This window comes from Psychroserpens sp., from assembly GCF_045105015.1.
Taxonomy (GTDB): Bacteria; Bacteroidota; Bacteroidia; order Flavobacteriales; family Flavobacteriaceae; genus Psychroserpens.
Genome location: NZ_JBGCCX010000146.1, coordinates 25,555 through 38,901 on the forward strand (window position 1 = coordinate 25,555; position 13,347 = coordinate 38,901).

Here is a 13,347-nt window from a genome sequence, read left to right on the forward strand (position 1 = left end):
TTATCAATTGCTAGTTTTCTTAAAATTAGCCACTTTCACAAGGCCATTGTAGTCTTCAATAAAAATACTACTTCGCCTACTAGTTATAAGTTTTTCCTCCTTAAAATCTTTTAGCATCCTAACAACAGATTCTTTTGCTGTACCAACCATACTCGCTAAATCATCTCGATTAATTATGATTTCAGTATTCTGTTTTAAGTCATTTTTAAATTTAGATTCTAAAATTAAAAGATTTAGTGCTGCTCGTTCTCTAACAGTGTGTTTGGCTAATATTTTTGTTGCATTTATATAGACTCTAAATTCATGACTTAGGTTTTTCAAAAGTCTTTGTGACAATTCATGCGATTCATTTACAGCCCTAAGAAAATCAGCTTCTAAAATAAAATCAATTTCAGAATCTGTAATAGCTATCGCTGAATCTGGATATAATTCTTTACTCAAAACGGCGTGATAACCAAGAAACTCTGATTCTTTGCAGATGTAAAAAATATGTTGAGTTCCAAAATTTGTTTGGGTAAGTTTTTTTACTTTACCCTTTTTAATTCTGTAAACACCTGTGGGTTTTTCATCTTCTTTAAAAATGTATTCACCAGCTTTAAAGGTTTGAGATGACATATTTGATTTTATAATTTCGTAAACTGAATCTGGTAATCCAGAGAACAAATCCTGATTATTAAAACTATATTGTTTATTTAATAACTTTGTAACGTCCATTATATTAAGATTTATAGTGTGATAAAAACGCTTTTATTACAATACATCTACAAATGATTGTATTGCAATGTTAATTTGAGTTCATTTTGCAATACAATTAGAATTGTTATTACAAAATGACATGATAAAAAACGGTTTAAATAAATCTTGGCGGTTGCAATATGTCTAGCGTATAAACTGAAGAAAAGGATTCGTTATAAAAGAAAATATGGGGTTTATGATCTAAAAGCTCGAATGTAGTTAATTCTATCTTTTGAGAGCTAACCAGTGACAATACAGAAATACCACTCACGTATATATTATGTTGAAATGGCAATTGTTCGTGCTCTTTTTTTTCTTCCTGATGCGCTTTATTATGATCGGACTTTAATTCACCATAATGTTTAGAAATAAACACAAAAAAATTATCACCATACTCTTGATTATGAAATTGAGCATGTTCAATTAATTCATCTAATTGAATGATATCATTTGCCTTTATTCCAGTACTTTGAAACAGAAAGATAAAAGACAATATGAAAGAAAATAATTTCATTTTAACAAATATACAGTATTTAAAACAAGGTCACTTGGCCTGAATCGTCTATATCTAAATCATCATCTTTTTTTGAAGATTTGTCATCAGTTTCATTGTTTTTAGAAACCGAAGGTTCCACGGTTTCGTCTACAACTTCAATGTCAATTGCATTCACTTCCTCGGGAGCTTCATGTGGTAATGGTTCAAGAAGATTAACCTGATTAATTTTTTCTTTAGTAAGTTGATTTCCTAGAGCAGAAATTCCCTTAATAGATATAAACTCTTCTAGATTAACAGTTTCATTATCCTTTCTGTCTTTACCACGTTCTTTTTTAAATTCAATGTCAGCAACGGGTTTCCAATCTGTCGATACAATTTCTAATTGCGAATTTGGATGATCAGAAATAAAGGATTCCTCCTTTCCTTCAGTTTCAATCAAGAATCGTTTAACGTAATATAATTCTTTTTCGCCATTGAAATAGATGACAGATATAGGTTTTTTGGGGATCCATTTTTCCAACACAATCATATTATTATCGAAATGTGTTGATAATTCTGGTAAAATGGTTTTAACAATTCCAGATTGCGTAATGATTAGCAAACGGTCTTCACCTCTAAACTCACCAATTAATTCTCCTCGACCGTCAACATTAAGACGTTGAACTGTGTCATCAAACCATATTTTTCTTGGTTTTAAAGTAGACACGCCTTTTTCTTTCAGTTCGATTTTTTTTATAGCGTATTTAGTAACTAAATTTCCTTTAGAAGATCGGCCTTTTATTAAAATATCTGCAAAATCAATATCCCATTTTAATTTTTTTATACTACCTGCCTGACGCAAATGTATCGTAATCACTTCAGCTTCACCATTTGGATTTGCTGAAAAATACCAAATTTTAGAGCTTTTGTTTCCATTGGTCATATCATAATCTCGATCACGAGTTACAGAAGTCACAGCAAAACGTTTGATGTAAGTAGGACCTTTACTTCCATCGCGATAAATCATATTGTAAATGGTACGTTTATCTTTTTTCTTAAAAACAGCCACGTGAATAATTCCTTTTCCAATAAAGGTTTTACTATCCACTTTTGTAACCATCATTGTTCCAGTGTTAGTAAATACGATAATATCATCAATATCACTACAGTCACAAACATATTCATCACGTCTTAAGGAAGTCCCTATAAATCCTTCTTCTCGATTGACGTATAGTTTTGTGTTACGGATCACTACTTTTGTTGCATCGACATCTTCAAATGTTCTGATTTCTGTTTTACGTTCTCGACCTTCGCCATATTCTTTTTTAAGACGTTCGAAAAACGCAATCGCATAATCTATTAAATTTGCTAAATGATGCTTTACTTCTGCTATTTGATCTTCAAGAGCTTCAATTTTTTGTTGCGCTTTATCAATATCAAATTTTGAAATACGCTTGATTCGTATTTCTGTTAAGCGCACTATATCCTCTTCTGTAACTTTACGTTTTAGATGCTTGATATGAGGTTTTAATCCGTCATCAATAGCTTTGATAACACCTTCCCATGTTTCTTGATCTTCTATATCACGATAAATACGTTTTTCAATAAAAATACGCTCTAAAGAAGCAAAGTGCCATTGTTCTTCAAATTCGTTCAGCTTAATCTCAAGTTCGCTTTTAAGTAACTGAACAGTATTATCTGTTGAGCGACGAAGCATTTCTGTTACACCTACAAAGAATGGTTTATTATCTTCAATAACACATCCTAATGGAGAAATAGAAGTTTCACAATTAGTAAATGCATATAATGCGTCAATCGTTTTATCTGGAGAAATACCTGATGGCAAATGCACTAAAATCTCAACATCAGCAGCAGTATTATCTTCAATTTTTTTAATTTTAATTTTGCCTTTATCATTCGCTTTTAAAATTGAATCAATCAAGGATGATGTATTCGTACCAAATGGAATCTCTGTAATGACTAATGTGTTTTTGTCAAGCTGAGAAATTTTAGCTCTAACTCTAACTTTCCCACCTCGTAAACCATCGTTATAATTAGAGAAATCTGCAATTCCTGCAGTTGGAAAATCTGGAAGTATCGTAAAACGTTTTCCCTTAAGATGTTTCACCGAAGCATCAATAAGTTCGATGAAATTATGAGGTAATATTTTGGTTGATAATCCTACTGCAATCCCTTCACCTCCTTGCGCTAGCAATAAAGGAAACATAACGGGAAGGTTTGTAGGTTCTTTACGTCGACCATCATAACTAGATTGCCATTCCGTGATTTTAGGATTGTATACGACGTCTAAAGCAAATTTAGACAATCGTGCTTCAATATAACGCGATGCTGCTGCTCTATCTCCTGTAAGGATATTTCCCCAGTTTCCTTGAGTGTCTATCAGTAAATCTTTTTGACCGATTTGCACCATTGCATCTGCAATACTTGCATCGCCATGTGGATGGTATTGCATGGTGTGTCCAACAATGTTTGCAACTTTATTGTAGCGACCATCATCGAGATCTTTCATAGAATGCATAATACGACGCTGTACAGGCTTAAACCCATCTTCAATAGCTGGAACTGCACGTTCAAGAATTACATACGAAGCATAATCTAGAAACCAATCTTTATACATACCAGTAACCCTGGTAATTGTTTCATTGTTATCTTCTTGTTCATTTATTATGTCGTTAGTATCGTCGCTCATTAATTAAAGTGCCTTTTTTTGATTGCTTTTCACAATTTTTCTTAAAGATTGTCTGATATATCTTCGCTTACGCCTTGTAACTAAGGTAATATTAAAAGTCTCTTTCCTTTTTTTTCCACGTGAATTTTTTATGTATACTGCAAGTGTTCTGTAAATAATGTAGTTTTTAATACTATAAGCAATTAAACTTTCTTTTTCAAATTCTAAAACATGTTGTCTGTAATTAAAATATTCTGACAACAATAAACCCTTATTAGTTAAAATCACTTTTTCACCATCACTATCATATTCAAAAAATTTACAAATAAAATGGACAAGAAAAAATAATCCGAAAAATAATGCGGCAAATGAGATTGAACTCAATGTTGCATTTCCACTAAATAGTCTTAAAGAATCAATAAATATTGGTAAAATAATAGCTAACACCAATAATATAAAATATATGGAAACAATTATTTTTTTTACATGTGCATTATTGGTACGCATAAATTTAATTTCTGGTAGTTTTAGTTAATATTAAAATTATTAAAAATTAATGACAACGGTTTTCTTTCAATCCTTAAATTTAATATTTCACCTTTTTTATTTTTAACTTTCATAGTTGTAGAATCTAAAGTCTTTAAAACAGATGCTTTGACTATATAATCACAGATACTCGTTTTATTAACTTCTACTCCATTAATTGCAAGTATTTCGTCTCCATAACTAATCTTATCTTTTAAGTTTTTATCCCAAACATAACCAATAACTAATGTATTGTTTTTTATTGTTTGTGTAAAACCAAAATCTCCTTCTGAATCAAGAGAATCCATATCTGAGTTGAAATAAAAACGTTTGTTTTTATAATCAATAGTCATGATACCATAATTTAATAATTGGGAACCAACCTTTGATTTGTCACCTTTAGTAGTATGTGTTATGATATCCTTTATTTCAAAATCATTGATCACTAATTTTGGCAAATGAACTCTTGTTTGATTGTTGATAGGGACTTCACCAAATAAACTCAATGATGAGGCACCATCACTGGTTCCTATATCATTATATATATCTTTAGTTTTAAATATATTATAATTGTTTTTAGATATATCGTATAGTCCACCCTTTCCTGTATCAATTAATACTAATTCTTTTCCTTCATCTTTTCCGCTAACTTTAATCCATACATAAGGACTACTCTGATTATTGATTAATTTGATTTTTTTAGATTGTTTCTTATCTAAATTCAATCGTTTAATCCTGTCGGTGATTATTAATGTCTTTTTCTTTGCATCAATTTGAATAATGGAATGACGAAGCATATTGCTACCTATGAAGCCATCTATGCCAAAGCATTTAAAAATTTCACTACCGTTCAAATCGTAAACCAATGCAGAGAAGTTTTTAAATTCTAAAGTGCCTAACTTAATACTTTTAACAGTTACAATATCTAGTTTTTGATTAATGTCATTTGCATCACTAGCTGTAAGAGTCATAGCATTTTTTGGCTTAATCAACTCAAACACTTCTTTAGAAATAATATTTGGTGCACCAGTATCTACTAAAAAACGATACGTTTTCCCTTCAATTTCAACAGGAATGATAATTTTATTTTTTTCAAATTCGAAGTTTAATTCTTCAAAGTAATCACTAGCATTAACTTTTCCATTTTTGAATTTTCTACTTTGCGCATATGAAACAGTCAAAAATAAACTGCTAAACATAACAAGTAATACAATATGACAACATTTCTTCATATTAATTATTGTCTTCAATCAAGTCTAGTTCAACTTTCAGGTTTTCAATGATAAATTCTTGTCGTGTAGGTGTGTTTTTCCCCATGTAAAACGATAATAATTCTTCAATAGACATGTCTTTGTCTAACATTACTGGGTCTAATCGAATGTCTTCGCCTATAAAATGAACAAACTCATCAGGAGAAATTTCACCAAGTCCTTTAAATCGTGTGATTTCAGGTTTTGGTTTTAATTTCTCTATTGCTTTTCTGCGTTCTTCATCAGAATAACAATAAATCGTTTCCTTTTTATTACGAACTCTAAATAAAGGTGTTTGCAAAATATACAAATGTCCTTCTTTTATAACTTCAGGAAAGAATTGTAAAAAAAATGTTATTAAAAGCAATCTAATGTGCATACCATCTACGTCTGCATCTGTAGCAATAACAATATTGTTATATCGCAAATCTTCTAAGGATTCTTCAATATTTAAAGCCGCTTGTAACAAATTAAACTCTTCATTCTCATAAACAATCTTTTTGCTTAAGCCATATGAATTAAGAGGTTTTCCTTTAAGACTAAAAACAGCTTGAGTATTTACATCTCTAGACTTAGTAATACTTCCTGATGCAGAATCTCCCTCAGTAATAAATAAAGTTGTTTCAAGATTACGTTCATTTTTAGTGTCACCAAAATGCACACGACAATCACGTAGTTTCTTGTTGTGAAGGTTAGCTTTTTTTGCTCTATCCTTTGCTAATTTTCGTATTCCTGAAAGTTCTTTACGTTCACGCTCTGCTTGAAGGATTTTACGTTGAATTTTTTCAGCAGTATCTGAATTTTTATGTAGATAATTATCCAAATAGGTTTTCAAAAAATCGTTAATATAGGTTCTTACCGTAGGTAAATCACCTCCCATGTCTGTAGAACCCAACTTTGTTTTTGTCTGACTTTCAAAAACAGGCTCCATGACTTTTATGGATATTGCAGACGCAACAGATTTTCGGATATCTGATGCTTCATAGTTTTTACCGTAAAACTCACGAATTGTTTTTACAAGCGCCTCACGAAATGCAGCAAGATGTGTTCCTCCTTGCGTCGTGTTTTGTCCATTAACAAAACTATGATATTCTTCACTGTATTGAGTTTTACTATGCGTTAAGGCAACTTCAATATCATCGCCTTTTAGGTGGATAATATCATACAAACGATCAGATTCATTAATATTGTCTGAAAGTAAATCTTTAAGTCCGTTTTCACTGAAATATTTTTCACCATTAAAAACTATTGTTAATCCAGGATTAAGATAGACGTAATTTTTGAGCATTTTTGAGACATACTCATTACGGTATTTATAGTTCTTGAAAATTGTTTCATCCGGAATAAAAGACACTTTAGTTCCTTTTCTTCGTGAGGTATCGTCTAATAAATTTTCATTTGTGAGATTTCCTTGTTCAAACTCTGCAGAAGCAGATTTCCCATCACGAGTAGATTCAACTCTAAAATAATTAGATAATGCATTTACAGCTTTTGTACCAACACCATTTAATCCTACAGATTTCTTAAAAGCTCGAGAATCATATTTACCACCAGTATTCATTTTAGACACTACGTCTACAACTTTACCTAACGGAATTCCTCGACCATAATCTCTAACAATAACTTTATTACCATGAATTGAAATTTCAATAGTTTTACCAGCTCCCATGACATATTCATCAATGGAATTATCTAAAACCTCTTTAAGTAAGATATATATACCATCATCTGGAGATGAACCATCACCAAGTTTACCAATATACATACCAGGACGCATTCGAATGTGTTCTTTCCAATCGAGCGAACGTATGTTATCTTCGGTATATTTGGTTTCTTGAGACATAAATAAGTGAAAAAATTAGATAGAACGCTAATATAAGGCAACGTTGTAAAAAATAAAATAGGGAGTCCACAAAGTAATTAACAATAAAAGCCCAATATTGTTGAGAACATTGTGGTTTTTATCAAAAAAAGATAAATCTTAAAGTTTTAAATAAACTTTTAAGGTTTAATAGCATTAAACATTAAACAAGAAGTGCATGACATCACCATCTTTAACGATATAATTCTTGCCTTCAACACGCATTTTACCAGCTTCTTTCACTTTAGCCTCACTTCCGAAAGAGATGTAATCGTCATAGGCAATAACTTCAGCTCTAATAAATCCTTTTTCAAAATCGGTGTGAATCACACCTGCTGCTTGTGGACCAGTAGCTCCAACATTGACTGTCCAAGCTCTAACTTCTTTAACTCCTGCCGTAAAATACGTCTGCTGATTTAATAATTTATATGCTGATCTAATTAGTTTTGCTGAACCAGGTTCTTCTAAACCAATATCTTGAAGAAACATTTGACGCTCTTCATAATCATCTAATTCATTAATATCGGCTTCTGTTCCAACGGCTAAAACTAATACTTCTGCATTTTCATCTTTAACCGTCTCTTTTACTTTTTCAACATAAGCATTTCCTGAAACTGCGCTTCCTTCATCAACATTACAAACATACATGACAGGTTTAGCAGTGATTAGTTGAGCAGGCTTCACAAAATCTTCCTCATCTTCTGGGCTAAATTCAATAGCTCGAACGGATTTACCAGCTTCTAAACCTTCCTTTAATTTCAATAAAACTGCTTCTTCTTTTTGAGCGTCTTTATTTCCTGTTTTAGCTGCACGCTTAACTTTATCTAATTTTTTTTCAACCGTTTCTAAATCTTTAAGCTGTAATTCCATGTCGATAGTTTCCTTATCACGAATTGGATCGATACTACCATCAACATGAACAATATTATCATTATCGAAACAACGCAATACATGAAGAATTGCATCTGTCTCACGAATATTTCCAAGGAATTGATTACCTAAACCTTCACCTTTACTAGCGCCTTTTACGAGTCCAGCAATGTCAACAATCTCTACAGTTGCAGGAATAACCTTTTCAGGATTAACTAGTGATTCTAATTTCTCTAGTCTTGGATCAGGCACGTTAACCACTCCAATATTTGGTTCAATAGTACAAAACGGAAAGTTTGCACTTTGAGCTTTCGCATTAGATAAACAGTTAAATAATGTTGATTTTCCTACGTTTGGTAATCCTACAATTCCAGCTTTCATAAATAGTAATTTTGCGATTGCAAATGTAATTAATTAGAACAAAAAAATGATTTGATTATCTGTTTTTTAATTGATTTTTGAGTAAAGTACGTTTACTCATTAAAAAAGGGCTTTTACTAAATCAATATAACCGTTTACTAGTTTACGATATAATATCTAGTGATACAGGTTTACATTTATTCAAAACTTTAAGATCATGACAAATAAAATCGCCTTTATCATTTTATCATTATTACTTTTAAATTGTAAAAAAGCAAATGATAAACCCTTAATTTCTAACAAAACAATCGCTCAATCTGTTCAAATTATTGAACGAGATACTGACGAAATTCAAAACGTTTCTAATAACACTGAAATTGTGTTTTGTCTAGATGCTACTGGTAGTATGGGCGGACTCATAGGAACTGCTAAAGAAAAAATTTGGGATATAGTTTCCGATTTAGCACAACAAGATGAGATTGATACCTTAAAAATGGGAATGGTTTTTTATAGAGATCGAGGCGATGTATTTGTTACAAAGCAAATTCCGATGAGTATAGATCTAGATGAGGTTTATGCTGACTTACTAAAAATACAAGCTGATGGAGGTGGTGATTCTCCTGAAAGTGTTAATCAAGCATTATATGAATCAGTAATTAACATGAATTGGTCTTCAGATAAGAACACCTACAAAACAATTTTTGTTGTTGGTGATTGTCCTCCACATATGGATTACTCAGATGATGTAAAATATACGGAAAGCTGTAAACTTGCAGCGGAAAAAGGCATCACAATCAACACGATTAAACTAGGTGAAAGTTGTACAGAAGCTATTGTACATTTTAAACGAATGTCTCAATGCACAAATGGCGCTTATCTTAAATTAGATCAAGACGCTCAAGATTTTACAATAGCTACACCTTACGATTCTCAAATCAATGAGGTTTCAAAAGAGATTGACGACTCCAGAATGTATTATGGGTCTTTAGAAGAGCGTGAATACAATTATAGCAAGAAAGAAAAATCTATGAGAGTTTATGATGATGGATCTGTTACAGCTAATAGCTCAAGAGCTGAATATAAAAATAGTAAAGTTGGAAAAAAAGGGGCTTATGGAACTAACGAAATCATAAATGATTTTGATGAAGGAAAGTTACGATTAGATAAAATTAAATATGAAGAACTCCCAAAAGAGCTGAAGAACTTGAGCAAATCTCAAATTGAGTCAAAGATTAGAGAGCTGTCAAATCAAAGAAAAGAAAACTACTCAAAATTACAGTCGCTAATTAAACAAAAGAAAGACTATGTAGAATCGAAATTAAATGAAAAAAATGACAAGCGCTCTTTTAGTAAAGAAGTTATAAAAGTTATGACAGAACAATCTAAACATAGATAAATATTTAAGATTATTTTAGTTGATTGCAGAGGGCACTTTGTATTGGTATTTGAACTGATACAAGGTGTCTTTTTTATCTAAATACCTGAGGATAAATATACTAAATAAAGAATACAGGTAGGAGTTTTAAATTCTAAGCTGTTATAATTATAGAACTCTAAAAAAATCAACCATTATGAAATCATTTCTATTATCCTTACTTATTGCACTAACATTATTTGCATGTAGCAAAGAAGACAATAACGACTCAAATAACGAATTTAATATTTCAGGTAAATTCCTAGCACCGAACGGCGTTGATCCAATTTCAAATGCACGAATTGCTGTTTATCAAAATAACGAGTTAAAGTCTGAGACTAGAACAGATGTTCAAGGTAATTATACTTTATCTGTTGAGAGAGGCGACTATACTCTAATTTTAAATAAAGGATTATTTAAAACTGAGAGAAATATTAACGTTGAAAGTGATTTCTCTTTAGAGGACTTAAACATTGAAACAATACCAAACATTGCAGTAGTAACTGGTTTATATGATAATATTGAAAGTGTCTTATATAGTATTGGTCTTATTAATCCTATAACTCAAGAACCTTTGTTTGATATTGTAGATGGCATAAATATTTTAGATAGACAAGGAATTAATCAAAATACAAATCATCAGCATTCTCATGGAGCTTTGAATAGAAATTCGTCAAATCCATTGCTAGCTTCTAATGTAAATTTTGATTTTGAAGACCTTTTGAATGATGACGCGTTACTTGGATCTTACGATATCATTTTCTTAAACTGTGGATTGAGTGAATCTTACACAGATAATTCATCTGCTCTAGAAACGTATGTGGCCAATGGAGGAATCTTGTATGCTACTGATTGGGCTGCAAGTTATTTAGATGCAATTACGAATTCTGGTGTTGATTATTTATCACCTTACACGCCTGAAAAAAGTGGCACCTCTACCTCTACTGTTGCTAACATATTAGACAATGGTTTAAGCGATTGGTTATTGTTAAACTATAATATATCTATCGATGACACAATCGAAATTGATGACTTTTTATTTTCATGGCAAGTAATTGATTCTTACGATAGTGCAACCACGATTTCTTGGTTAAATGGACCTGTGACTTATCTAGATGATACTAATACAGAAATATCAGAAAATAAAGATCTAGCATTTACATTCTTACATGGTGAAGGAGGTGTGTTATATTCATCATTTCATACAGAAAATAGCGATATTGAAGATATTACTCAAGTTGAAAGAGTGATGCAATTTTTAGTGTTTGAAATGTCTGATTTACAGTAATTAAATAACAAAATATTGAATACAAAAAATCCCAAGTCTTGGCTTGGGATTTTTTGTTAATAGTTATTGTTTACTAACCGTCAGGATGCATAAAACGCTGTTTTCCTAAAAGCTCATCTTCTGTTTCTACATTGTCTTCATCAGGAACGCAGCAGTCTACTGGACAAACAGCAGCACATTGAGGTTCTTCATGAAAGCCCATACATTCTGTACATTTATCTGGAGCTATATAATATACTTCATCACTAATAGGTTCTTGGGTTTCTTCTGCATCAACTTCTTTTCCATTTGGTAATACAATAGTTCCTGTTAAACTTGTTCCGTCTTTGTATCTCCAATCATCAGCTCCTTCATATATTGCAGTATTCGGACACTCTGGCTCGCAGGCTCCACAATTAATACATTCGTCTGTTATTATAATTGCCATAGTAATTTTTCTTTTCGGTTTGCGTAAATTTGCAATTGCAAAAATAAAGCCAAAACATCGTTTAACCAAACTCAAGATGGATTTACAACAAAGAATTAACGCATTTATTAAATTAGGAGAATTTATAAGTCAATTTGCTAATGCAAATACTCAAAAAAAAGATAACATTCCCTTTAATGATTTGTTTTATGATGGTTTTATTCATCAAATTAAATTAGCACATGAACATAATGGTTGGTTTACAAAAGAAAATATTCAATTCGCTATAAATGGTTGGTCTAATCAATTGACCGATAGTAATATTAAGACTTGGATGTCAAAGTATACATTTAAAAATGAAAATTTAAAAACAATTGCTATAATTATGGCTGGCAATATTCCTCTTGTTGGTTTTCATGATTTCTTAAGTGTTTTAATCTCTGGTCAGAAAGTATTAGTAAAACAGTCTTCAAACGATAAACACTTACTACCATTTCTTTCGAAATATTTAGAGCATATTGAGCCAGAATTTAAAAATCGAATTCGTTTTACAGATGCCAAACTAGATGACTATGATGCTGTTATAGCAACTGGAAGTGATAATACAGCACGATATTTTGAATACTACTTTAAGACTAAACCTTCAATCATTAGAAAAAACAGAAATTCTATTGCTGTTCTTACTGGTGATGAATCTGAAGATCAATTAAAAGGATTATCTGAAGATATATTTAGATATTATGGTTTGGGCTGCAGAAATGTATCAAAACTATTTGTTCCAAAGAATTATGATTTTGATGGTTTCTTTAAAGCAATGTATGATTGGCATCCTATTATTAATGAAGCTAAATATGCCAATAATTACGACTATAATAAGGCCGTATATTTAATGAGTGAATTTGATATGCTTGAAAATGGTTTTTTGATGCTAAAAGAAGATGAAAGCTATTCATCACCAATAGCAACAATTTTCTTTGAAAATTACGATTCAATAAACTCATTGAAAGCTACACTTGAAGAGAAAAAAAATCAGATACAATGTATTGTTTCAAATGATTTTATTGACGATGAAATTAAATTCGGTCAAACACAGTTGCCTAATTTATGGGATTATGCTGATGGTGTCGATACAATTTCGTTTTCGTTGACAATCTGTTAATAATTAATCATATAAATCAAGCTTCTTTTGTAAGAATTTGAGACCTTTGTTAGTATTAAATCATGAACTATATTTTTCGTGTACTCGGAACTTAAATATCAAACAAATGAAAAGACATAATTTTAGTGCAGGACCTTGTATTCTTCCTGGAGAAGTACTTCAAAAGGCTTCTGAAGCAATTATAAATTTTGACAACGGTTTATCACTTTTAGAAATTTCTCACAGAAGCAAACCTTTTGTTGATGTTATGGAAAAAGCTAGATCTTTAGCCTTAGAGTTGTTAGGACTTGAAGGTAAAGGGTATAAAGCATTGTT

Annotated in this window: 11 protein-coding genes and 1 pseudogene; 4 read left to right on the forward strand and 8 right to left on the reverse strand. The window is 31.2% G+C overall.

Features of this window, described 5'->3' with window-relative positions; genetic code table 11:
- Positions 1-3: 3 nt before the first annotated feature.
- From AB8B90_RS11315 to ychF, 7 genes are all read right to left on the reverse strand, one after another.
- Positions 4-714, reverse strand: a complete 711-nt coding sequence (locus tag AB8B90_RS11315) for a Crp/Fnr family transcriptional regulator (protein ID WP_405336937.1) — start codon at positions 712-714, stop codon at positions 4-6.
- A gap of 136 nt (positions 715-850) precedes the next feature.
- Positions 851-1,249 carry a hypothetical protein gene (locus AB8B90_RS11320; protein WP_405336939.1) on the reverse strand — a complete coding sequence of 133 codons (399 nt, stop codon included), beginning with the start codon at positions 1,247-1,249 and terminating at the stop codon, positions 851-853.
- Positions 1,250-1,268: 19 nt separating this feature from the next.
- A complete protein-coding gene (locus tag AB8B90_RS11325) occupies positions 1,269-3,920 on the reverse strand; it encodes a DNA gyrase/topoisomerase IV subunit A (RefSeq protein WP_405336941.1) in 2,652 nt (883 codons plus the stop codon).
- A gap of 3 nt (positions 3,921-3,923) precedes the next feature.
- Positions 3,924-4,406 (reverse strand): hypothetical protein, encoded by a 483-nt coding sequence (locus AB8B90_RS11330; protein WP_405336943.1) that lies wholly within the window; start codon positions 4,404-4,406, stop codon positions 3,924-3,926.
- Between the two features lie 20 nt (positions 4,407-4,426).
- Positions 4,427-5,674 (reverse strand): retropepsin-like aspartic protease, encoded by a 1,248-nt coding sequence (locus AB8B90_RS11335; RefSeq protein WP_405336945.1) that lies wholly within the window; start codon positions 5,672-5,674, stop codon positions 4,427-4,429.
- The gene (locus tag AB8B90_RS11340; protein ID WP_405336947.1) at positions 5,658-7,517 is read right to left on the reverse strand and encodes a DNA topoisomerase IV subunit B; all 1,860 of its coding nucleotides are present in this window, start codon (positions 7,515-7,517) and stop codon (positions 5,658-5,660) included. The genes AB8B90_RS11335 and AB8B90_RS11340 overlap by 17 nt, the downstream gene beginning before the upstream one ends.
- A 174-nt stretch (positions 7,518-7,691) precedes the next feature.
- Positions 7,692-8,786, reverse strand: a complete 1,095-nt coding sequence (ychF, locus tag AB8B90_RS11345; RefSeq protein WP_405336949.1) for a redox-regulated ATPase YchF — start codon at positions 8,784-8,786, stop codon at positions 7,692-7,694.
- A 196-nt stretch (positions 8,787-8,982) separates the two neighbouring features.
- Here ychF and AB8B90_RS11350 point away from each other — a divergent pair, with 196 nt between their 5' ends.
- Both AB8B90_RS11350 and AB8B90_RS11355 read left to right on the forward strand, forming a co-directional pair.
- Positions 8,983-10,161, forward strand: a complete 1,179-nt coding sequence (locus AB8B90_RS11350; protein WP_405336951.1) for a vWA domain-containing protein — start codon at positions 8,983-8,985, stop codon at positions 10,159-10,161.
- A gap of 175 nt (positions 10,162-10,336) precedes the next feature.
- Positions 10,337-11,467, forward strand: a complete 1,131-nt coding sequence (locus AB8B90_RS11355) for a carboxypeptidase-like regulatory domain-containing protein (RefSeq protein WP_405336953.1) — start codon at positions 10,337-10,339, stop codon at positions 11,465-11,467.
- 73 nt (positions 11,468-11,540) lie between these two features.
- Here the strand turns inward: AB8B90_RS11355 and AB8B90_RS11360 are convergent, their stop codons facing one another.
- On the reverse strand, positions 11,541-11,894 hold the full coding sequence (locus tag AB8B90_RS11360; RefSeq protein ID WP_405336955.1) for a 4Fe-4S dicluster domain-containing protein: 354 nt from the start codon (positions 11,892-11,894) through the stop codon (positions 11,541-11,543).
- Positions 11,895-11,970: 76 nt separating this feature from the next.
- Between AB8B90_RS11360 and AB8B90_RS11365 the strand changes: the two genes are divergently transcribed.
- Together AB8B90_RS11365 and AB8B90_RS11370 are read left to right on the forward strand one after the other, a co-directional pair.
- The gene (locus AB8B90_RS11365; RefSeq protein ID WP_405336957.1) at positions 11,971-13,032 is read left to right on the forward strand and encodes an acyl-CoA reductase; all 1,062 of its coding nucleotides are present in this window, start codon (positions 11,971-11,973) and stop codon (positions 13,030-13,032) included.
- Between the two features lie 106 nt (positions 13,033-13,138).
- A pseudogene (locus AB8B90_RS11370) lies at positions 13,139-13,347 on the forward strand (3-phosphoserine/phosphohydroxythreonine transaminase); the annotation flags it as partial.